This is a genomic window from Gryllotalpicola sp. CP2-P1 (genome assembly GCF_057512245.1).
The window spans coordinates 1-20,997 of sequence record NZ_JBLRDT010000008.1; the positions used below are offsets into that span (position 1 = coordinate 1).

Below are 20,997 nucleotides of genomic sequence, written 5' to 3' on the forward strand. Positions count from 1 at the left end.
TGATCGCCCCCTCGCGCGTCGTCATCCTGCTGCTCGCCGCGCTGTTCTCGGCCTACCACGTCGTGCTCGGGCTGTCGGCGCTCGAGGTGCCGCGGTCGCCGTGGCCGACTCTCTGGTCGCTCGCGGCCTTCGCGGCGGCGATCACGCTCAGCCTGCTGCGCCCCGCCGTTCGCGTGCTGCCGGCCTGGGTCGCGCTGTTCGATCTCGCGGTGTCGATCGCCGTTCCCATCGCCGTCTCGTCTCAGCTCGACCCGAGCCGGCCCAACGGCTACGCCACGTGGTACGTCGCCGCGATCGGCACCCTGCTCACGATCGTCATGGTGCGCGGGCGGGATGCCTGCGCCTGGATCGGCATCGCCTTCCTGTCTGTGTTCACCATCTGGTGGGCGGGGTTCGACTCGCTCGGCGATCTCGGCGTGGTCGGCTCGATCGTGTGGGTCGTCGCGGCGAACGTCGTGATGTACGCGGTGACCAAGACCGGCGAGGATGCCGAGCGCTTCGCCGCCGTCGAGCGGAAAGCGTCCGAGTGGCGCGCCGCTTACGACGCGCACGTGGTCGAGCGGCGGCGGCGCCTCGAGCACACCTACACCCTCGCCGAGCCGCTGCTGACCGAGATCGCGCGCTCGGGCGGCGAGCTGAGCGAGGAGCAGCGCGTCGAGTGCCTGCTGCTCGAGGCGACGATGCGCGACGAGATCCGCGGGCGCGGTCTGCTCAACGACGCGATGCGGCGCGTGGTGACGGCCGCGCGGCGGCGGGGCGCGGCGGTCAGCCTGCTCGACGAGGGCGGGCTGGACGAGCTCGACGACGCCCGGCGCGACCGCATGCTCACGCGCCTCGCCGATGCGATCGCGGGCGCGGATGCGGACACGCTCATCGTGCGCACGGTGCCGCGTGCGGAAGAGGTGTCGGTCACCGTGGTGGGCCTGCGGCGCTCCCCCGACGACGATGACAGCGACGTGACGCTGCGGCTCGAGCTGAAGGGCTGACGGAGCTCGGCTGCGCCCTGAGCGCGGGCGAACCGCGGCGGGAACCACCAGGCTTGCGGTGGGGGCGGAACCCCGCCCCCACCGGAAGCCTCGAGTCGGAACGACAACCCGAATGTCGTTCCGACTCCCCCCAATGGCACTCGCCCTGCATACCCTTATCGGCGAATGATCGGACAGCCTCTGCTGAAGAGAGTCGCTGTACGTTACCCATGGTCCCCATAGACACACGTATAGAACAGTCGGCTCTTAGGGGGACACGAAGGGGGACCACGGGGGTTTCGTAGGCTGAGGCCCATGCGCCTGTATCTCGCGTCGACATCGCCCGCCCGACTCTGGCTGCTGCGCAACGCGGGCATCGAACCCGTCGTCGTGCCCTCCCACGTCGACGAGCCGGCCGCCGTCGCCGCCGCGGAGGCCGAGCGCGCCGCCTCGGGCGAGCCGAGCCGGCTCGGGGCAGCGGAGATGGTGCAGCTGCTCGGGCGCGCCAAGGCCGAGGCGGTCGTGGGCAGCGCGGTCGACGGAGCGCCGATCGACGGCATCGTCGTCGGCTGCGACAGCGCGTTCGAGATCGACGGCGTCATCTACGGCAAGCCGCACCTCGCCGACGTCGCGACCGAGCGCTGGCACGGCCAGCGCGGCCGCACCGGCGTCCTGCACTCGGGCCATTGGGTCATCGACCACCGCGGCGGCACGGCGAACGCCGCCGTGGGCGCGGTGGCTCGGGCATCCGTCTCGTTCGTCCCCGACATGACGGACGCCGAGATCGACGCGTATGTCGCAAGCGGCGAGCCGCTGCAGGTCGCAGGCGCCTTCACGATCGACAGTCTCGGCGGCGCCTTCATCGAGAAGATCGACGGCGACCCGTCGACGGTGGTCGGCATGTCCCTTCCGACGCTGCGCCGGCTCGTGCGCTCACTCGGCGTCGAGTGGACCGAGCTGTGGAACCGCGCCGGCGCGTCCTGAGCGCCCGTCACCCCTCTGACCTGATCTCACAAAGCCCTCCGGGGAGTTTTGTTCATGCCATCCAAATGCGCCTCCATCGAGCTTCGTAGGCTGGTGGGGTGCCCCGTATCTCAAAAGTCCTGATCGCCAACCGTGGCGAGATCGCCGTTCGAGTCATCCGCGCAGCAAAGGACAGTGGGATCGGATCGGTCGCCGTCTACGCCGACCAGGATCGGGACGCCCTGCACGCCCGCCTCGCCGATGAGGCCTATGCCCTCGGCGGCACCACGAGCGCCGAGACCTACCTCGTCATCGACAAGCTGCTCGCCGTCGCGCGCCGCTCGGGAGCGGACGCCGTCCACCCCGGTTACGGCTTCCTCGCCGAGAACGCCGACTTCGCCCGCGCCGTCATCGACGCCGGCCTGATCTGGATCGGCCCGAGCCCCGAGGCCATCGAGCGCCTGGGCGACAAGGTCAGCGCACGCCACGTGGCCGAGATCGCCGGCGCGCCGATGGCGCCCGGCACTCTGAACCCGGTCGCGGGGCCCGACGAGGTGCTCGCCTTCGCCGACGAGCACGGGCTTCCCGTCGCCATCAAGGCCGCGTTCGGCGGCGGCGGCCGCGGCCTCAAGGTGGCCCGCACGCGCGAGGAGATCCCCGAGCTGTTCGACTCGGCGACCCGCGAGGCCGTCGCGGCATTCGGTCGCGGCGAGTGCTTCGTCGAGAAGTACCTCGACAAGCCGCGGCACGTCGAGACGCAGTGCCTGGCCGACGCGCACGGCAACGTCGTGGTCGTCTCGACCCGCGACTGCTCGCTGCAGCGCCGTCACCAGAAGCTCGTCGAGGAGGCGCCCGCGCCGTTCCTCACCGACGCGCAGCGCGACGAGCTGTACCGCGCGTCGAAGGCGATCCTCAAGGAGGTCGGCTACCTCGGCGCCGGCACCTGCGAGTTCCTCATCGGGCAGGACGGCACCGTCAGCTTCCTCGAGGTGAACACGCGACTGCAGGTCGAGCACCCCGTCTCTGAGGAGGTCACGGGCATCGACCTCGTGCGCGAGCAGTTCCGCCTCGCCGAGGGCGGCGTGCTCGACTACCCGGACCCCGAGCCGCGCGCCCACTCCTTCGAGTTCCGCCTGAACGGCGAGGATGCCGGCCGGAACTTCATGCCGGCGCCCGGCCCCGTGCACGTCTTCACTCCGGCTTCGGGCCCCGGCGTCCGCGTCGACTCCGGTGTGCGGGCCGGCGACGAGATCTCCGGCGCCTTCGACTCCCTGCTCGCGAAGCTCGTCGTGACGGGCGCGACCCGCGAAGAGGCTCTCGAGCGCTCGCGCCGCGCGCTCGACGAGTTCGAGGTGGCGGGCCTTCCGACCGTGCTGCCGTTCCACCGCGCCATCGTGCGCGACCCCGCGTTCGCCCCCGAGAACGGTGAGCCGTTCAGCATCTACACCCGCTGGATCGAGACGGAGTGGGCGGGCGGCATCGAGCCCTGGAGCGGTGCCGCAGAGGCGCCGCGCGAGGCCGAGGAGCGGCAGAGCGTCGTGCTCGAAGTGCAGGGGAAGCGCGTCGAGGTGACGCTGCCGGCGAAGCTGCTTTCCGCCGCCCCGGCGGCGCGGCCGCCCGGCGCCGCCCCAAGGCGCGCGACGGGCGGCCGCGGCTCCGCGGGCGGCGTTCCCGTGGCATCCGGCACCGCGATCACGGCACCCATGCAGGCGACGGTCGTGAAGATCGCCGTCGAAGAGGGCGCCGAGGTCGCCAAGGGCGATCTCGTCGTCGTGCTCGAGGCGATGAAGATGGAGCAGCCGCTCGTCGCACACCGCGACGGCCGCGTCGAGGGCATCAACGCCACGGTCGGTGCGACGGTCTCGAGCGGGACGCGCCTGCTCAGCATCGTCTAGCCGCGACCGCGGCCAGAAGCCGGTTTCCCAGACTTCCGGCTAGGATTCTCGCGACGCGCCCGAGCGTCGCGAAAGGGGAGCCGTGCCTCGTCTGGCCCGCACGACGTTCATCACCGGGGCTGCAGCCCTGCTCGTGCTCGCCAGCGCGCTCGTCGCCGAGCCTGCGCTGGCCGCATCGCCGTCGGCGCCGCACCCGAGCTGGGCCCAGGGCTTCGACGTGAGCACGGGGACCGCTTCCGACATCGACGCCGGCGTGAAGGCCGGCGCGAAGTTCGTCTTCATCAAGGCGATCGAGACCGATGACAAACTCGGCAACATCTCGAACCCCGACTTCGCCGCCCTGTGGAAAGAGGCGGGCGCGAAGGGGATCTCTCACGGGGCGTACGCCGTCGCGGACATGGGCGACGGCAAGGGCAACTGGGCCAGCTCTCACCAGGGCGGCACCGACTTCGTCAACAAGGTGAAGTCGTCGATGGCCGGAAAGGCCTATGTTCTGCCGCCGGTGATCGATCTCGAGGCCGGTGCGACGACCACGTGCTGGGTCACCACGGACGCCAAGTGGAACAAGAGCCTGGCCGTCAATCAGAAGCTCATGGTGACGTGGATCAAGACCTACATCCAGATGGTCACGTCTGGCCTCGGGCGAACGCCGATCGTCTACACGAGCCAGAGCTGGTGGAAGACCTGCACGGGCAACAGCAGCGCCATCGCGCCGCTCGCCAAGCTCTGGGTCGCGAACTACAACACCTCGCCCGGCAGCCCCGCGATGCCCGGAGGCTGGGGCGCCTGGACCTTCTGGCAGTGGAACGGCGGCACCGCCACCGGAACGGGGACGTTCCCCGGTGACCAGGACGTGCTGGACACGACCGTTGCGGGCCTGAACCAGTACGTGACGCCGTTCGCCAGCACCCCGACGCCGACCATCTCGGGCACGGCGAAGACGGGCCGGGTGCTGACCTTCGCCAACCTGAGCTCGTGGCAGTCCAACGCTGCGAGCCTGAGCTGGACCTGGTACCAGAACGGCTCAGCCATCAGCGGCAGTGCCGACAAGGCCTCGATCACCATGACCGGCGCCCAGTACAACCACACCATCTCTCTCAAGGTGACAGCCAAGAAGTCCGGTTACGTCACGACGACGAAGGCGTCTGCCGCGACGGGCAAGGTCGTGGCGAGCGGGCTGACCGTTGGAAAGCCCGTGATCACGGGAACCGCGCAGGTCGGCCATCAGCTGCTGATCAGCACCGGCACCTGGACGACCGGCACGAAGTTCGCCTACCAGTGGTACTCGAACGGCGCGGCCATCAAGGGCGCGACGACCTCTCACTTCACGCCGTCGGCGTCGTATGCGGGGAAGAAGATCACGGCGAAGGTCACCGGGTCGCAGACCGGCTACACCACGGCGAGCGCGATGACGAACACCCGCGGCCCGCTGCTGCCCTAGTCGTCGCGCGGCGCGAGCCGCACGAGCTGCACGCTGATGCGGTGCGCCATCGCCTCCACCGAGTCGCGCCCGGTCAGCGGCGTGCCGAGCCAGCCGCTCAGCAGCCAGACGATCCCGCCTGAGACGATGACGACGCTGTCGCGGATCTCCTCGGACTCGGGGTCCGCCACGGACTGCAGCAGGGGCGAGCGCTCGAGGATGCGCCGGGCCACCAGGTCGACCGCGGCGTTCACCGCCGAGCCCGAGCGCGGTCCGTGCAGCACACGGCGATAGAAGGCCCGGTGGGCCGCGAGGTGCTCGAGCAGCTGTCGCACGACGGGCTCGACGCGGGCGAGACCGTCGCCGGCATCCGCTGAGACGGGCTGATACCGCTCGAACTCGGTGTCGAGGCGTGTCACGGCCGCGGCGCGCGCGAGCTCGGCGAGGTCGCCGAAGTGCTGGTAGAACGTGGGCCGCGTGACTCCCGCCGCTGCGACGACCTGCGTGATGGACAGGGCGTCGAGGTCGTGCGCGTCGAGCAGCTCGGTGGCCGCCGCGACCAGCGCGCGCTTGGAGCGCGCTGCACGCGGATCATCGGTCGCGGCATCCATTCGCTCATCCTTTCAGCATTGAAGCTTTACAAGTGTAAGATAGACCCTCGCGAGCTAATTTACATCAGTAAATCAGCGTGGAGAGGGTTGAGACATGGCACGTCCACTTCAGACGGAGACCGACAAGCGGCGGAGTCGCGCGGTGCGCATCGCGATCGGGGCGATCGCCTGCATCCCCCTGATCTACGGCGGCGCGCTCGTGTGGGCCAACCAGGACCCGACGCACCGCCTCGACAAGATCCCCGCAGCGGTCGTCAACCTCGACCAGCCGGTCACGCAGAACGGCACGACCGTCGATGTGGGCAAGCAGCTGGCGCACGAGCTCGTCACGGACGACGCCGACAACGACTTCGACTGGGTCGAGACGGATGCCTCGGCCGCGCGCGCCGGGCTGAAAGACGGCACCTACCTCGCCACCATCACGCTTCCGAAGGACCTCTCCGCCAACGCCGCGTCGCTCGGCTCGGACACGCCGCTCGACGCGGCCGCCTCGAAGGTGACGATCACGACCGACGACGGCCACAACTACATCGTCGGCGTCGCCTCGAAGACCGTCGGCCTCGCGATCTCGCAGTCGGCCGCCAAGTCGGTGTCGCAGCAGTACCTCAGCCAGATCTACGCCGGCTTCAACCAGATCGGCGGCAAGCTCGGCGAGGCCGCCGACGGCGCGAAGCAGCTCGCCTCGGGCGCCGGATCGCTCGAATCTGGAACCACGACGCTCGTGACCGGCGCGCAGCAGAGCGCCACGGGGGCATCGCAGCTCGCCTCCGGCCTCGGCACGCTGTCGTCGGGGGCGCAGTCTCTCAAGAGCGGAACGGCGCAGGTGTCGTCGGGCGCCACGACGCTGTCGAACGGAGCCGGGCAGCTCGCCGGAGGCGCCGACACCCTCTCGAGCGGTCTGACGGACCTCAAGAACCAGACCACGGGACTTCCGGACTCGGCGAGCCAGCTGAACAGCGGCGCCCAGGCGCTCCAGAAGGGGCTGGCCGGCTCGGGCACCGCGAGCGACCCGGGGTACACCGGCGGCGTCGACCGACTCGCCGACTCGTGTGCGACCATCGCGGCGAACCCGCTGACGGCCGCGGACCCGATCGCAGCACAGCTGTGCGACGGCATCAATCAGGTCGCCGGTGCGAAGAGCGCGAGCGGCTACGCCAACAGCGTCGCCCTGCGCACCGGGGCACAGCAGCTCGCGACCGGCACCTCGAAGCTGAGCGCGCAGGCGCCCGCCCTTGCGGACGGGATCGCCCAGGCATCCGCCGGCGCCTCGCAACTGGACAGCAAGCTGCATGACGCGGCCTCGGGCGCGCAGACACTCGCGAGCGGGGCGCAGCAGGCCGCGAGCGGGGCGTCGCAGCTGGCCTCGGCCGCCGCGCAGGCCCACAGCGGCGCGCAGCAGCTCGCCACCGGCACGGCGCAGCTCGCGGACGGGGCGAAGAGCCTCGACGCGGGAGCGCAGCAGCTGAGCTCGGGCTCGAGTCAGCTGGCCGACAAGCTCGCCGAGGGCACGGCATCCGTGCCCAGCTACGACGACGCGGAGAAGACGCATCTGAGCGGTGTCGCCGCCCAGCCGATCTCGCTGGCGGAGACGAAGCTGCACAGCGTGCCGAGCTACGGCTACGGGCTCGCGCCGTACTTCCTGGCGCTCGGGGCGTGGGTCGGCGGGCTGTCGATCTACATGATCCTGCGGGCGATTCCGCACCGCGCGATCGCGGCCGGCCGCCCCGGCTGGCTCGCCGCGCTGCTCGGCTACCTGCGCGGCGCGTGGATCTCGCTCGTGCAGGCCGCTCTGCTGTACCTCGTCGTGACGCTCGGCATCGGTGTGCACCCCGCCCACCCGGTCGGCCTCGCGCTCTTCATGGGCCTCACCTCGCTCGCATTCACCGCCGTGAACCACACGCTCATGGTGCTGTTCGGCAGTCGCGGGCGGTTCCTCGGGCTGATCCTGCTCGTGCTGCAGGTCGCGGCGGCCGGGGCCACGTATCCGATCCAGACCACGCCCGCGTTCTTCCAGGTGCTGCACGGGCTGCTGCCGCTGACCTACGGCGCGAATGCGATCCGCTCGCTGATCGCCGGCGGGTCTGCCGGGGTCTCGACAGGGGTGGTCGTGATGGTGTGCTGGATGTTCGCGGCGCTCGTCATCTCGGTCGGCGCGACGGCGCTCAGGCACAAGAGGAACTCGGAGCTGCTGCTGCCCGACTTCGCGATCTGACCCCGCCCCCGGAAGTCCCCTACCACCCCCGGAAGTCCCCTCGCACCCCCGAAGTGTGAGTTCGGGTCCCCGTAGCCGCCGCCAGGGAGCCCTAACTCACACTTCGGGGGAAGAAGGGAAGGAAGGGAAGTGCAGCGGGTGAGACCGCGGGCTCAGCCCCCGACGATGTGCATCGCGCGGGCAGCATCCGTGATCGCCCCCGAGATCGACGGGAAGACCGCGTAGGCCCTCGCCACGTCGTCGACGGTGAGGCGGTGCTCGACGGCGAGCGCGAGCGGGAAGATGAGCTCGCTCGCGCGCGGCGCGACGATGACGCCGCCGATCACGGTGCCCGAGCCGGTGCGGGCGAAGAGCTTCACGAAGCCGTCTTTGATGCCCTGCATCTTGGCGCGCGCATTGGTCTGCAGCGGCAGCTTGTAGATCTCGCCCTGGGCGATGCCGTCCTCGATCTGCTTTTGCGACCAGCCGACCGTGGCGATCTCAGGCTGGGTGAAGATGTTCGAGGTGACGTTGCGCAACTCGATCGGCGTGACGGCGTCGCCCATGGCGTGGAAGACCGCGGTGCGGCCCTGCATGAAGGCGACGGATGCCAGCGGAAGGACGTCGGAGCAGTCGCCCGCCGCGTAGATGTTGGGAACGGAGGTCCGCGCGACCCGGTTCACCCGGATGTGCCCGCTGGGCGCGAGCTGCACCCCGGCCTCCTCGAGGCCGATGCCGGCCGTGTTGGGGATCGAGCCGACCGCCATGAGGCAGTGCGACCCCTCGACGGTGCGGCCGTCGGTGAGGGTGACCAGCACGCCGTCGTCGGTGCGCTCGACCGTCTCGGCGCGCGACTTCGACAGCACGGTCATGCCCCCGCGGGTGAAGACGTCCTCGAGAATGCGCGCCGCATCGGAGTCCTCGCCCGGCAGCACCTGATCGCGGCTCGAGACGAGGGTGACCTTCGCACCGAGGTTCATGTACGCCGAGGCGAACTCGGCGCCGGTGACGCCGGACCCGACGACGATGAGGTGCTCGGGCAGGCTCTTGAGGCCGTAGAGCTGCGTCCACGTGAAGATGCGCTCACCGTCGGGCTTCGCCGTCGGCAACTCGCGCGGGCTCGCGCCCACGGCGAGCACGATCGTGTCGGACTCGATGCGGTCGAAGTCGGTGCTGCCGCGGCCGGTGCCCGTCGAGACCACGACGGTGCGCTCGCCCTCGAGCCGACCCACGCCGTCGATGATGGTCACGCCGGCGCGCACGAGCTCCGAGCGCATGTCCTCGCCCTGCTGGCGCGCGAGCCCGAGGATGCGCTTGTTCACGGCCGCGAGGTTGACGGCGATCTCGGGGCGGTGCGGGCGCTGATCCTCGCCGCGGGTGAAGAACTGCACGCCGAGACCCACCGCATCGGGGATGTTCTTCGCGGCCTCGGCCGTCGCGATCAGCGTCTTCGACGGGACGACATCGGTGATGACCGCCGAGCCTCCGATGCCGGAGCGCTCGACCACCGTCACATCGGCGCCGAGCTGGGCGCCGGCGAGCGCCGCCTCGTAGCCGCCGGGGCCGCCGCCCACGATCGTGATCCGCTGCTTCCGCTCGAATTCGAACGCCATGGCCCCAATCTTGCCAGTTCGGCGGGGGCGCCCGGGCGGGCAATAGACTCGCGACATGCCCGATGCCTCGATCCTGGACCTTCCCGAGACCGACCCCTTCGACATCGCCCACCAGGCAGCCGAGCAGATCGCCGAGAAGACCGGCATCGCGAAGCACGACATCGCCCTCACCCTCGGCAGCGGCTGGGGCAAGGCGGCCGACCTGATCGGCGAGACCGTGGCGACCGTTCCCGCCACAGAGGTGGTGGGCTTCCGCAAGCCGGCGCTCGAGGGCCATGTCGGCACGCTGCGGTCGATCGCGCTGCCGAACGGCAAGCACGCCCTCGTCATCGGCGCGCGCACGCACTTCTACGAGGGGCACGGGGTGCGGCACGTGGTGCACTCGGTGCGCACGGCCGCCGCCACGGGGGCATCCGTCATGGTGCTCACCAACGGCGCGGGCGGCATCAAGCCGCACTGGCAGGCCGGAACGCCGGTGCTCATCAGCGACCACATCAACCTCACCGCCTCGAGCCCCCTCGAGGGCGCGACCTTCATCGACCTGACCGACCTCTATTCGGCGCGCCTGCGCGAGCTCGCGAAGAGCGTCGACCCGAGCCTCGACGAGGGCGTCTACGTCCAGTTCCGCGGGCCGCACTACGAGACCCCGGCCGAGGTGCAGTTCGCGAAGACGATCGGCGGCCACATCGTCGGCATGTCGACGGCGCTCGAGGCCATCGCCGCCCGCCAGGCCGGCATGGAGGTGCTGGGCCTGTCGCTCATCACCAACCTCGCCGCCGGCATCTCGCCGACCCCGCTCTCGCACGCCGAGGTGATCGAGGCCGGCCAGGCCGCAGAGCCGGTGATCTCGGCGCTGCTCGCGAAGATCGTGGGGCAGCTGTGAGCGATGTCGAGAGCCGTGGGGCGGATGCCGTCGTCGACGCGGCCCGCGCCTGGGTCGCGCAGGACCCGGATGCCGAGACCCGTGCAGAGCTCGAGTCGCTGATCGCGAGTGCGGCCGACGGCGACCAGGCCGCCCTCAGCGAGCTGCACGCGCGGTTCGACGAGCGCCTCGCCTTCGGAACGGCCGGCCTGCGCGGCGAGCTCGCCGCCGGCCCGAACCGCATGAACCGCGTGCTCGTCACGCAGGCCGCAGCGGGTCTCGCCGCCTACCTGCGCGAGAAGCGCGGCGACGAGGCATCCGTCGTCATCGGCTACGACGGCCGCAAGAACTCGCGGGTGTTCGCCGAGGACTCCGCCGAGATCTTCGCGGGCGCCGGCGTGCGCACGACGCTGCTGCCGCGCTTGCTGCCGACGCCCGTGCTCGCCTACGCCGTGCGCCACCTCGACGCCGCGGCCGGCGTGATGGTGACGGCCTCGCACAATCCGGCCCGCGACAACGGCTACAAGGTGTACCTCGGCGGCGACGACCACGGCTCGCAGATCGTGCCGCCCGCCGACGCCGAGATCGCGGCGCACATCGCGGCCGTCGCCGCAGCGGGCCCGATCACGAGCCTGCCGCGCTCGAGCGACTACGCACTTGCAGACGAGTCGCTCGTCTTCTCGTATGTCGCGGCCACGGCGGCCGTTGCCGGCGAGCTGCCAGAGGGCACGAGCCTCGACGTCGTGTACACCGCCATGCACGGCGTCGGGTGGGACACCGCCTCGCGCGTCTTCGAGGCCGCCGGGCTGCCGGCTCCCGTCAGCGTCGCCGCCCAGCAGGAGCCCGACGCGGCCTTCCCGACCGTGTCGTTCCCGAACCCCGAGGAACCGGGCGCGCTCGACCTCGCCATGCAGACCGCCCGCGAGCACGGCGCCGAGCTGATCATCGCGAACGACCCGGACGCCGACCGCTTCGCCGTCGCGATCCCCGACCCGAGCGCGGAGGGCGGCTGGCGCCGCCTCTCCGGCAACGAGGTGGGCACGCTGCTCGGCTGGGCGGCCGCCGAGGAAGAGGCCGGTGCGGCGCACGGCGCCCACCGCGAGAAGGGCGTGCTCGCGTCGTCGATCGTGTCGGCCCCGGCGCTGGGCGAGGTCGCCGCCCACTTCGGGCTCGACTACGTCGCGACGCTCACGGGCTTCAAGTGGATCTCGCGCGCCCCCGGGCTGCTGTTCGGCTACGAGGAGGCGCTCGGGTACCTCGTGAACCCCGAGACCGTGCGCGACAAGGACGGCATCTCGGCAGCGGCGCGCTTCCTCGCGCTCGCCCTGCGCTGGAAGGCCGCGGGCCGGACGGTGGCCGACCAGCTCGAGCTCATCGCCGCTCGCATCGGCCATTTCGCGAGCGGCCAGATCTCAGTGCGCGTCTCGGATCTCTCCGAGCGCGGCCGCATCATGGACCGCCTGCGGGCCGAGCCGCCGCGCGAGCTCGGCGCTGCCGCGGTCACGTCGTTCGACGACCTCGCGACGGGCGTCGCCGGGCTGCCCGTGGACAACATCCTGCGCATCCTGACCGCGGACGGGTCGCGGGTGATGATCCGCCCCAGCGGCACCGAGCCGAAGCTGAAGGTCTATCTCGACGTGCGGGGCGATTCCGGGGCGGATGCCTCGGCCAGGCTGGCCGCGCTCGATGCGGCGCTGCGCCCCCTGCTCGTGCCCTGAGTTCTGAGGGGTTCTGCCCGACGACGCGTGGGGCTGCTAGGCGCCGAGGACCCGGCGCACCTCGTCGGGCGTGGCCGCGGCGCACAGCGCAGGGATCGCCTGCGGGTCGTTGAACACGTTTGCGATCTCGGCGACGAGGCCGACGTGGGTCTCGGGACTCACGCTCGCGATGCCGACGACGACCGAGACCGGGTCGTTGTGCGGGTGCCCGAACACGACGGGCTCGGCGAGCGTCACGACCGAGAGGCCGTCGCGCAGCACGTCGCGGCCGGGGCGCGCGTGCGCCAGGGCGAGCCCCGGGGCGACGACGATGTAGGCGCCGAACTCGTCGACCACGCCGATCATGCGGTCGGTGTAGGACGCGGTCGCGGCGCCGCTGCGCACCAGCGCGTCGCCTGCGCGCCGCATCGCCGCCCGCCAGTCGCTCGCCTCGACGTCGAACTCGATCGCGTGGTCGGGAAGCTCGGGCAGGGGCATGGATCGATTTTATCGAAGACGGCGAGGTCTTCTACACGGCGTCGAAGCCGACGGCGATGCGGTCGATGAGCTCCTCGCGCTCTTCGATCGGCAGGAACGCGGCCGCTGCGGCGTTGAGCTGGAACGTCTCGAGGTCGTCGAGGCGGTAGGCGAAGGCGTCGGCGAGCAGCGACAGCTCTCGGCTGAGGCTCGTGCCGCTCATCAGGCGGTTGTCGGTGTTCACCGTGACGCGGAAGCCGAGCTGGTAGAGCAGGTCGAACGGGTGCTCGGCGAGCGTCTGCCCCCACTGCGCGATCGCGCCGGTCTGCAGGTTGCTGGTCGGGCTCGTCTCGAGCGCGATCTCGCGGTCCTTCACCCACTGGCTCAGCAGGCCGAGCGAGACATACGTGTTCTCGTCGTCCTGCCGCTCGATCAGCAGGTCCTCGGCGAGACGCACCCCGTGGCCGAGCCGCAGCGCGCGGCCGTCGAGCAGGGCCGAGCGGATCGACTCGAGCCCGTCGGCCTCGCCCGCGTGCACGGTGACGGGGAACCACTCGGACGCCAGGTAGTCGAACGCCGCGCGCATGCTCGACGCCGGGAACCCGGCCTCCGGCCCCGCGGTGTCGAACCCGACCACGCCGCTGTCACGGTGCCGCACGGCGAGCCGGGCGACCTCGATCGCATGCCCCGGGTTCTGCCTGAGGCTCGACAGCAGCTGGCCGATGCGGATGTAGCCGCCGGCCGCCTCGACCTGCGCGACGGCCTGGTCGATGCCGGACTGGACCGCGTCCACCGCCTGGTCCAGGGTGAGCCCGCGCGTGAGGTGCTGGTCGGGTGCCCACCTGATCTCGCCGTAGATGACGCCGTCGGCGTGCAGATCCTCGACGAACTCGCGGGCGACCCGTGCCAGGCCCTCGGCGGTCTGCATCACGCCGACCGTCACGTCGAAGGTCTTGAGGTACTCGACCAGGCTGCCGGCCTCCGAGCGGCTCTCGAACCACGTGCGCAGCTCGTGCGGCTCGGTCGCGGGCAGCTCGAGGCCGAGCTCGTCGGCCAGTTCGATGATCGTCTGAGGGCGCAGTCCGCCGTCGAGGTGATCGTGCAGGCTCACCTTCGGCAGCGCGTTGATGCTGACGCCGTCGAGCAGATAGTCGAAGTCGGGTGCGCTCATCGCACCCCTCCTCTCGAGGGGCGCCGCTGCGCGGGCACGGCCGGCGCCGTCATCGCCCCAGCCTCTCCACGACGAGCGGCGACGGGGTGTGATCGGATGCCTCCCCGATCGCCCAGGCCCCGTCGAGCGCCTCGAGCGCACGGTCGAACCGTGCCGCGTCATCGGCGGCCAGCGTGAAGAGGGGCTGGCCGGCGGCGACGCTGTCACCCGGCTTGGCGTACAGCTCGATGCCGGCGGCGTGCACCACGGGGTCCTCCTGCCGGGCGCGGCCGGCACCGAGCCGCCAGGCGGCGATGCCGAACGCGAGCGCGTCCTGCTTGGTCAGCACCCCTGCGCGCGGCGCGGTGACGGTGTGGGTCTCACGCGGCTCGGGCAGCGCCGCGTCGGGGTCGCCGCCCTGCGCGGTGACGAAGGCGCGCCACTGGTCCATCGCGCGGCCGTCGGCGAGCGCGGCCTCGACGTCGGCATCGGGCTGGCCGGCGAGGGCCAGCATCTCGCGCGCGAGGGCGATCGTGAGCTCGACGACGTCGGCGGGGCCACCGCCCGCGAGCACCTCGACCGACTCGCGCACCTCGTTCGCGTTGCCGATGGTGAGGCCGAGCGGCACGTTCATGTCGGTCAGCAGAGCGGAGGTCGCCACGCCGGCATCCGTGCCCAGCTCGACCATCGTCTGCGCCAGCTCGCGGGCCTTCGCGAAGTCCTTCATGAACGCGCCGGAGCCGAACTTCACGTCGAGCACCAGCACGCCCGTGCCCTCGGCGATCTTCTTGCTCATGATCGACGAGGCGATGAGCGGAATCGCCTCGACGGTGCCCGTCGTGTCGCGCAGCGCGTAGAGCTTCTTGTCGGCGGGCGCGAGGCCGGCGCCGGCGGCGCAGATGACGCCGCTCACGGGGCCGGCGAGCTGCGCGAACACCTCGTCGTTCGTGAGCGAGGCGCGCCAGCCGGGGATGGACTCGAGCTTGTCGAGCGTGCCGCCGGTGTGGCCGAGGCCGCGGCCCGACAGCTGCGGCACGGCGACGCCGAAGGATGCCACCAGCGGCATGAGCGGCAGGGTGATCTTGTCGCCGACGCCGCCGGTCGAGTGCTTGTCGGCGGTCGGCTTGCCCAGCCCTGTGAAGTCGAGGCGCTCTCCCGACGCGACCATCGCCATCGTGAGGTCGCGGATCTCCTGGCGCGTCATGCCGTTCAGCAGGATCGCCATCGCGAGCGCGGACATCTGCGAGTCGGCGACGTAGCCGCGGGTGTACGCGTCGACCAGCCACTCGATCTGGGCGGTGGTGAGCGTGCCGCGGTCGCGCTTGGCGGCGATCAGCTGGACTGCGTCGAAGGGTTCGACTGTCATCAGTTGGAGTACTCCTCGAGGGTTCGGGGGCCGAACGCGTCCGGCAGGACCTCGTCGATCGTCTTCACGCCCGACACCGTCTCGAGCAGCATTCCCGGCGCGGAATGCTCGAACAGCAGCTGCCGGCAGCGCCCGCACGGCATCAGCACGGCGCCGTGCCCGTCGACGCAGGTAAAGGCGACGAGCCTGCCCCCGCCGCTCATCACGAGGTCGGAGACGAGCGAGCACTCGGCGCACAGCGTCACGCCGTACGACGCGTTCTCGATGTTCGCGCCGCGCACGATGCGGCCGTCGTCGACGATCGCGGCGGCGCCGACGGGGAACCGCGAGTAGGGCGAGTAGCTCTTGCCCATGGCATCCGTCGCGACCGCGCGCAGCGCGTCCCAGTCGACGGATGCCGAGCTGCCGTTACTTGACATACGGCTTCCCACTGGCGGCCGGGCCGCGAGACTTTCCGACGAGACCGGCCACGGCGAAGATCGTCACGAGGTAGGGCAGCATCAGCAGGAACTCGCTCGGCACGGGCGAGCCGATGATGCCGAGCGTGTTCTGCAGGTTGGTGGCGAAGCCGAACAGCAGGGCGGCGAGCGTCGCGCGGATCGGGTCCCAGCGGCCGAAGATCACCGCGGCGAGGGCGATGTAGCCCTGGCCCGCCGTCATCTCCTTGGTGAAGATGCCGACAGAGCCGAGGGTGAAGAACGCCCCGCCGAGGCCCGCCACGGCGCCGGCGAGCGACACGTTCCAGAACCGCGTGCCGTTGACGTTGATGCCGACCGTGTCGGCCGCCTGCGGGTGCTCGCCCACCGCGCGCACGCGCAGGCCCCACTTGGTGTGGAATAGCCCGAACCACACCGCCGCGACGGCCACGTAGGCGATGTACACGATGATCGAGTGGTCGAAGAAGACCGGCCCGATGACCGGGATCTCGGACAGGCCGGGGATCGGCAGGTCGGGCAGCGTCATCCGCGTGTTCAGGTGCTCGGGGTCGGCCGCGAGGATCTTCGTGTAGCCGAAGTTCGTGAGGCCGGTCACGAGCACGTTGATGACGACGCCGACGATGACCTGGTCGACGAGGTACTTGATCGCGAACGCCGCGAGGATGAACGCGACCAGCACGCCGGCGACCGCCGCGGCGACGAGGCCGAGGGTCATGCTGCCGGTGGCAGAGGCGACGAGCGCCGAGCAGAACGCGCCGCCGAGCAGCTGGCCCTCGATGGCGACGTTCACCACGCCGGCCCGCTCGCCGATGACACCGCCGAGAGCGCCGAACACGAGGGGCACCGACAGCGTCACCGCGCCGAGCAGCAGCGAGGTGACGGGCAGCGGGCGGTCGCCCTGAGCCGCCCACGCGAGGAATCCGACGATGAAGACGACGGCGAACAGCGCCGTGAACCACATCGGGACGCGCACGCCTCTCGCGACCGCGGCCCAGCTGAGCAGGGCCATCACGACCGTGACGATCGCGAGCACGATGCCGACGGGCGCGGACGGCACCGTGAGGTCGGGAATGCGGAAGAAGTCCTCGCTCTGGCTGAACCGGAACTCGGTGTGCCCCGAGCGCGCGAAGACGATGAACAGCACGACGGCGCCGAGGGCGAAGACGCTGAGCGCGATGGGCACCTTCCAGCTGCGCACATCGACCTTCTCGAGGACGATGGGCGCGGCGTCGGCGACCGGGGCGGTGGTGGTGGTCAAGGCTCAGGCCTCCTTCGCGACAGTGCGGTCGGCGCCGGCCGCGCGACGCGAGCGCCGCGGGGCGCTGCCCGGCGTGGGCAGGCCGAAGATGGCCCGCACGAGCGGCGGCGCCGCGATGAACAGGACGATGAGCGACTGCACGATGAGCACGATGTCGATCGGGATGCCGTTCGCCGCCTGCATGACGTAGCCGCCGGACTTGAGCGCGCCGAACAGCAGACCCGCGACGAACACGCCGAGGGGCCGTGAGCGGCCGAGCAGTGCGACGGTGATCGCGTCGAAGCCGAGGCCCGCGTCGAAGCCCGAGGAGAAGCCGCCCGGCGTCGTGGCGAGCACCTGGTTGACACCCGCGAGGCCGACGAAGCCGCCGGCGATCGCCATGCCGTAGATGTACATGCGCTCGACCCCGATGCCCGCGGTGCGCGCGGCGCTGGGGTTCTCGCCGACGGCGCGGAAGCGGAAGCCGAGGTTCGAGCGGTTCATCAGCCACCAGTAGGCGAACGCGGCGGCGATCGCGAGCACGAACGCCCAGGTCACCGTGTAGCGGATGCCGAACAGCCCGGGCAGCTGCGCCGCCTCGGGGATCGCGGGCGACTTCGGGTTGTTGGTGCCCGGCGCCTGCAGCGCGCCCGGGGTGCGCAGCAGGAACGAGATCAGGTAGAACGCGACGTAGTTGAGCATGATCGTGACGATCACCTCGTGCGCGCCGGTCTGCGCCTTGAGCCAGCCCACGATGCCCGCCCAGACCGCGCCGCCGACGATACCTGCGACGATCGCGACGATGAGCGCCAGGGGGAACGGCATCGGGAAGGACCAGGCGACCCAGCCGGCGAAGGCGCCGCCGATGAGGATCTGGCCCTGGCCGCCGATGTTGAACAGTCCGATGCGGAAGGCGAGCGCGATGCCGAGCCCGCCGAAGATCAGCGGCGTCGCCGCGCTCAGCGTGTTCATCAGCGGCTGGATTCCGGCCGAGAAGGTGAACGCGCCGGTGTTGAAGATCGCGCCCTGGAACAGCGACGTGTACGAGCCGCCGACCGCCGCCCAGATGGCCCGGAAGGTGTCGCCGGGCCGCGCGAAGAAGTAGCCGGAGGCCTGCTGCACGCCCGGGTCCGTCAGGGCGATGAGCACCGCGCCGACGACGAGCGCGAGGAACACGGCGAGCACCGAGATCACGAAGCTGCCGCCCATGATCTCGCGCAGCGCCCGCTGGCCCCGTGTGGTCACCGCGGGCTGCGGGGCGGTCGAGGGCTGCTGGGGCGCGGCTGCCGAGTCGGCCGGGGATGCCTGCTGCGGGGCATCCGTCGTGGTCTCTGCCTCGTTCGTGGGGTCGCTCATCACGCAGCCTCCCCCGCGAGCTCGGGCGCCTCGCCCGCCATCATCAGTCCCAGCACGTCGCGGGGCGTGTCCCCCGGCACGATGCCGACGATGCCGCCGCGGTACATGACGGCGATGCGGTCGGCGAGCGCGACCACCTCGTCGAGCTCGGTCGAGACGACGATGACGGGAACGCCCTCGTCGCGGGTGGCGACGATGCGCTTGTGCACGAACTCGATCGAGCCGACGTCGAGGCCGCGCGTCGGCTGCGCCGCGACGAGCAGGCGCAGCTCGCGGGACAGCTCGCGCGCGAGCACGACCTTCTGCTGATTGCCGCCGGAGAGCCGGCCGACGTGGGTCTGGATCGACTGCGCGCGCACGTCGAACTCCTTCACCTTCTCTTCCGCGAAGGCGTTGAGCGCCTTGGTCTGCAGGTTGGCCCCCTTGACGAACGGCGCGCCCGACGAGCGGTCGAGCATGAGGTTCTCGGCGATGGTGAACTCGCCCACGAGGCCGTCCTCGTTGCGGTCCTCTGGCACGAAGCCGACGCCCGCGTCGAGCACCTGCCGCACGCCCTTGCCGACGAGCTCGGCACCGTCGAGGGTGATGGAGCCGTCGACGCGGGACTGCAGGCCGAGCAGCGCCTCGGTGAGCTCGGTCTGCCCGTTGCCCTGCACGCCGGCGATGGCGAGGATCTCACCCTCGTGCACCTGGAAGCTGACGTCGTTCACGACCTTCTGGCCGAGGGCGTCGAGCACCGTCAGGTGGTCGACCACCAGCGCGGCATCCGCCGGCTTGGCCGGCTCCTTCTGCACCGTGAGCTCGACCGCGCGGCCGACCATGAGCGAGGCCAGCTCGGAGTTGCTCGCGGTGGGCGAGGCCTCGCCCACGACCTTGCCCAGGCGGATGACCGTGATGCGGTCCGCGACCTCGCGGACCTCGCGCAGCTTGTGGGTGATGAAGACGATGCCGGTGCCCTGCTCCTTGAGCTGGCGCATGATGCCCATCAGCTCGTCGGTCTCCTGCGGGGTGAGCACGGCGGTCGGCTCATCGAAGACGAGCACCTTGGCGTCGCGGCTGAGCGCCTTGATGATCTCGACACGCTGCTGCACGCCGACCGGCAGCTGCTCGACGATGGCGTCGGGGTCCACGTCGAAGCCGAAGCGCTGCGAGATCTCGCGCACCTTCGCGCGAGCCGCGGCGAGGTCGAGGCGGCCGAGGCCCTTCGTCTGCTCGTGCCCGAGCATCACGTTCTCGGCGACCGTGAACACCGGGATCAGCATGAAGTGCTGGTGCACCATGCCGATGCCCGCCTTCATCGCGTCACCGGGGCCGGCGAAATGCTGCACCTCGTCGTCGAGGAGGATCTCGCCCTCGTCGGCCTGGTACAGGCCGTAGAGCACGTTCATCAGGGTGGACTTGCCCGCACCGTTCTCGCCGAGCAGGCAGTGCACCTCACCGGGTTCGACGGTGAGGGAGATGTGATCGTTGGCGGTGAGGCTTCCGAAGCGCTTGGTGATGCCGCGCAGTTCGAGCTTCATACGGGAAACGCTACCTTTCCGCCCGGGGTCGGGGCGACAGATAGAAAGCGGCCGGCCGAGGGGTTCGCCCCCGGCCGGCCGCTTCAGGAGTTACGAGATCAGGACTTGGGGCTCGCAGGCGAGTCGACCGTGATCGACCCGTCGATGATGCCCTGCTTGATCTTGTCGAGCTCGCCCTGCAGGCCCGGGTCGACCTTCGACTCGAAGTCGTGGAACGGAGCGAGGCCCACGCCGTCGTTCTTCAGCGTGCCGACGTACGGGGTGTTCGAGAACTTGCCGTCGGCCGCCGACTTCACGACCGCCTGCACGGAGGGGTCGATGCCCTTCATGACGGACGTGAGCAGGATGCTGCGCACCGACGGGTCGGTGTTGTACACGTCCGCATCGACACCGATCATCACGATGGACTTGCCGGAGTTCTTGATCGCGGTCGCCGCCGACTGATAGATCGGGCCGCCGACCGGCATGATCACGTCGGCGCCCTGGTCGATGATGCCCTGGGCCGTGTTCTGCGCGGTGTCGTTGGCGTCGAAGCCGCCCGTGAAGGAGCCCTTCTGGCTCTGCACGTTCCAGCCGACGACCTTGACGTCCTTGTTCTTCTGCTTGTTGTAGTACGCGACGCCGTCGGCGAAGCCGTCCATGAAGATCGTCACGGTCGGGATCTGCTGGCCGCCGAAGGTGCCGACGGTGCCGGTCTTCGAGTAGCTCGCCGCGGCGTAGCCGCCGAGGAAGGCCGCCTGCGCCGTGTCGAAGATGATCGGCTGCACGTTGTCAGCGGTGATCGAGTTGTCGTCGATGATCGCGAAGTCGGTGTCGGGGTTCTGCGCTGCGGCCGACTTCGTCGCGTCGGCGAGGTTGAAGCCGACCGTGATGATCAGGTTGCAGTTCTGCGCGACCATGCTCGAGATGTTCGGCTGGTAGTCGGCGTCGGTCTTCGACTCGGCCTTCTTGTACTCGACGCCGAGGGACTTCGAGGCGCTGACCAGGCCGTTGAAGCCGAGCTCGTTGAACGAGTGGTCGTCGAAGCCGCCGGAGTCGGAGATCATGCAGGGCAGGAAATCCTTCTTGGCCGCGGTCGACCCGTCGCCGGATTCAGACGGCGCCTGGGCGCAACCGGCGAGCAGCGCCACGCCGCTCGCAACGGCGATCGCCGAGACGATCGCCTTCCGTGCTGTGTTCTTCACTTTTACCCCTCCACAGGTATTGCAGGGTGCCGCGCGGGTGCATGCGGGGGCAC

17 protein-coding genes are annotated in these 20,997 nt (G+C 70.6%); 7 read left to right on the forward strand and 10 right to left on the reverse strand.

Annotated elements, in window-relative coordinates; all coding sequences use genetic code 11:
• From ACM2XV_RS01380 to ACM2XV_RS01395, 4 genes are all read left to right on the forward strand, one after another.
• On the forward strand, positions 1-986 hold a 986-nt coding region (locus ACM2XV_RS01380; RefSeq protein WP_487025741.1), incomplete at its 5' end, for a hypothetical protein.
• 294 nt (positions 987-1,280) lie between these two features.
• Positions 1,281-1,949 (forward strand): Maf family protein, encoded by a 669-nt coding sequence (locus ACM2XV_RS01385; RefSeq protein WP_487025742.1) that lies wholly within the window; start codon positions 1,281-1,283, stop codon positions 1,947-1,949.
• A 98-nt stretch (positions 1,950-2,047) separates the two neighbouring features.
• The gene (locus tag ACM2XV_RS01390; protein ID WP_487025743.1) at positions 2,048-3,823 is read left to right on the forward strand and encodes an acetyl/propionyl/methylcrotonyl-CoA carboxylase subunit alpha; all 1,776 of its coding nucleotides are present in this window, start codon (positions 2,048-2,050) and stop codon (positions 3,821-3,823) included.
• Positions 3,824-3,905: 82 nt separating this feature from the next.
• The gene (locus ACM2XV_RS01395) at positions 3,906-5,264 is read left to right on the forward strand and encodes a GH25 family lysozyme (protein ID WP_487025744.1); all 1,359 of its coding nucleotides are present in this window, start codon (positions 3,906-3,908) and stop codon (positions 5,262-5,264) included.
• Here ACM2XV_RS01395 and ACM2XV_RS01400 read toward each other — a convergent pair.
• On the reverse strand, positions 5,261-5,854 hold the full coding sequence (locus ACM2XV_RS01400; RefSeq protein WP_344775194.1) for a TetR/AcrR family transcriptional regulator: 594 nt from the start codon (positions 5,852-5,854) through the stop codon (positions 5,261-5,263). The two genes, ACM2XV_RS01395 and ACM2XV_RS01400, sit on opposite strands and share 4 nt — an antisense overlap.
• Before the next feature lie 94 nt (positions 5,855-5,948).
• On the opposite strand from ACM2XV_RS01400, the gene ACM2XV_RS01405 reads away from it, so the two are divergent.
• On the forward strand, positions 5,949-8,066 hold the full coding sequence (locus tag ACM2XV_RS01405) for a YhgE/Pip family protein (RefSeq protein ID WP_487025745.1): 2,118 nt from the start codon (positions 5,949-5,951) through the stop codon (positions 8,064-8,066).
• 152 nt (positions 8,067-8,218) lie between these two features.
• Here ACM2XV_RS01405 and ACM2XV_RS01410 read toward each other — a convergent pair whose 3' ends face one another.
• Complete coding sequence (locus tag ACM2XV_RS01410; RefSeq protein WP_487025746.1) at positions 8,219-9,658, reverse strand: NAD(P)H-quinone dehydrogenase; 1,440 nt, start codon at positions 9,656-9,658, stop codon at positions 8,219-8,221.
• Positions 9,659-9,713: 55 nt separating this feature from the next.
• Between ACM2XV_RS01410 and ACM2XV_RS01415 the strand changes: the two genes are divergently transcribed.
• A complete protein-coding gene (locus ACM2XV_RS01415) occupies positions 9,714-10,541 on the forward strand; it encodes a purine-nucleoside phosphorylase (protein WP_344775200.1) in 828 nt (275 codons plus the stop codon).
• Positions 10,538-12,238 carry a phospho-sugar mutase gene (locus ACM2XV_RS01420; protein ID WP_487025747.1) on the forward strand — a complete coding sequence of 567 codons (1,701 nt, stop codon included), beginning with the start codon at positions 10,538-10,540 and terminating at the stop codon, positions 12,236-12,238. Before ACM2XV_RS01415 ends, ACM2XV_RS01420 begins: the two co-directional genes overlap by 4 nt.
• A 36-nt stretch (positions 12,239-12,274) precedes the next feature.
• Here ACM2XV_RS01420 and ACM2XV_RS01425 read toward each other — a convergent pair whose 3' ends face one another.
• The 8 genes from ACM2XV_RS01425 to ACM2XV_RS01460 all read right to left on the reverse strand — a co-directional run bounded on the left by ACM2XV_RS01425 (position 12,275) and on the right by ACM2XV_RS01460 (position 20,944).
• A complete protein-coding gene (locus ACM2XV_RS01425; RefSeq protein WP_487025748.1) occupies positions 12,275-12,715 on the reverse strand; it encodes a PTS sugar transporter subunit IIA in 441 nt (146 codons plus the stop codon).
• Between the two features lie 31 nt (positions 12,716-12,746).
• Positions 12,747-13,865 (reverse strand): adenosine deaminase, encoded by a 1,119-nt coding sequence (locus ACM2XV_RS01430; protein WP_344775206.1) that lies wholly within the window; start codon positions 13,863-13,865, stop codon positions 12,747-12,749.
• A 49-nt stretch (positions 13,866-13,914) separates the two neighbouring features.
• A complete protein-coding gene (locus ACM2XV_RS01435) occupies positions 13,915-15,210 on the reverse strand; it encodes a thymidine phosphorylase (RefSeq protein ID WP_487025749.1) in 1,296 nt (431 codons plus the stop codon).
• Positions 15,210-15,629 (reverse strand): cytidine deaminase, encoded by a 420-nt coding sequence (locus ACM2XV_RS01440; protein WP_344775210.1) that lies wholly within the window; start codon positions 15,627-15,629, stop codon positions 15,210-15,212. The genes ACM2XV_RS01435 and ACM2XV_RS01440 overlap by 1 nt, the downstream gene beginning before the upstream one ends.
• Complete coding sequence (locus ACM2XV_RS01445; RefSeq protein WP_344775212.1) at positions 15,619-16,905, reverse strand: ABC transporter permease; 1,287 nt, start codon at positions 16,903-16,905, stop codon at positions 15,619-15,621. Before ACM2XV_RS01445 ends, ACM2XV_RS01440 begins: the two co-directional genes overlap by 11 nt.
• 3 nt (positions 16,906-16,908) lie before the next feature.
• Positions 16,909-18,240, reverse strand: coding sequence for an ABC transporter permease (locus tag ACM2XV_RS01450; protein WP_487025750.1), 1,332 nt, complete (start codon positions 18,238-18,240; stop codon positions 16,909-16,911).
• On the reverse strand, positions 18,240-19,760 hold the full coding sequence (locus ACM2XV_RS01455) for an ABC transporter ATP-binding protein (RefSeq protein ID WP_344775216.1): 1,521 nt from the start codon (positions 19,758-19,760) through the stop codon (positions 18,240-18,242). Before ACM2XV_RS01455 ends, ACM2XV_RS01450 begins: the two co-directional genes overlap by 1 nt.
• A 98-nt stretch (positions 19,761-19,858) precedes the next feature.
• Positions 19,859-20,944: a BMP family lipoprotein gene (locus ACM2XV_RS01460; RefSeq protein WP_344775218.1), complete on the reverse strand. Its 1,086-nt coding sequence runs from the start codon at positions 20,942-20,944 to the stop codon at positions 19,859-19,861.
• Between the last annotated feature and the right edge of the window lie 53 nt (positions 20,945-20,997).

Coding starts and splice junctions, on each gene's coding strand:
- ACM2XV_RS01400 (WP_344775194.1), bottom strand. CDS start 5,854: ATGGATGCCGCGACCGATGATCCGCGTGCAGCGCGCTCCAAGCGCGCG.
- ACM2XV_RS01440 (WP_344775210.1), bottom strand. CDS start 15,629: ATGTCAAGTAACGGCAGCTCGGCATCCGTCGACTGGGACGCGCTGCGC.
- ACM2XV_RS01425 (WP_487025748.1), bottom strand. CDS start 12,715: ATGCCCCTGCCCGAGCTTCCCGACCACGCGATCGAGTTCGACGTCGAG.
- ACM2XV_RS01410 (WP_487025746.1), bottom strand. CDS start 9,658: ATGGCGTTCGAATTCGAGCGGAAGCAGCGGATCACGATCGTGGGCGGC.
- ACM2XV_RS01430 (WP_344775206.1), bottom strand. CDS start 13,865: ATGAGCGCACCCGACTTCGACTATCTGCTCGACGGCGTCAGCATCAAC.
- ACM2XV_RS01450 (WP_487025750.1), bottom strand. CDS start 18,240: ATGAGCGACCCCACGAACGAGGCAGAGACCACGACGGATGCCCCGCAG.
- ACM2XV_RS01455 (WP_344775216.1), bottom strand. CDS start 19,760: ATGAAGCTCGAACTGCGCGGCATCACCAAGCGCTTCGGAAGCCTCACC.
- ACM2XV_RS01405 (WP_487025745.1), top strand. CDS start 5,949: ATGGCACGTCCACTTCAGACGGAGACCGACAAGCGGCGGAGTCGCGCG.
- ACM2XV_RS01385 (WP_487025742.1), top strand. CDS start 1,281: ATGCGCCTGTATCTCGCGTCGACATCGCCCGCCCGACTCTGGCTGCTG.
- ACM2XV_RS01415 (WP_344775200.1), top strand. CDS start 9,714: ATGCCCGATGCCTCGATCCTGGACCTTCCCGAGACCGACCCCTTCGAC.
- ACM2XV_RS01435 (WP_487025749.1), bottom strand. CDS start 15,210: ATGACAGTCGAACCCTTCGACGCAGTCCAGCTGATCGCCGCCAAGCGC.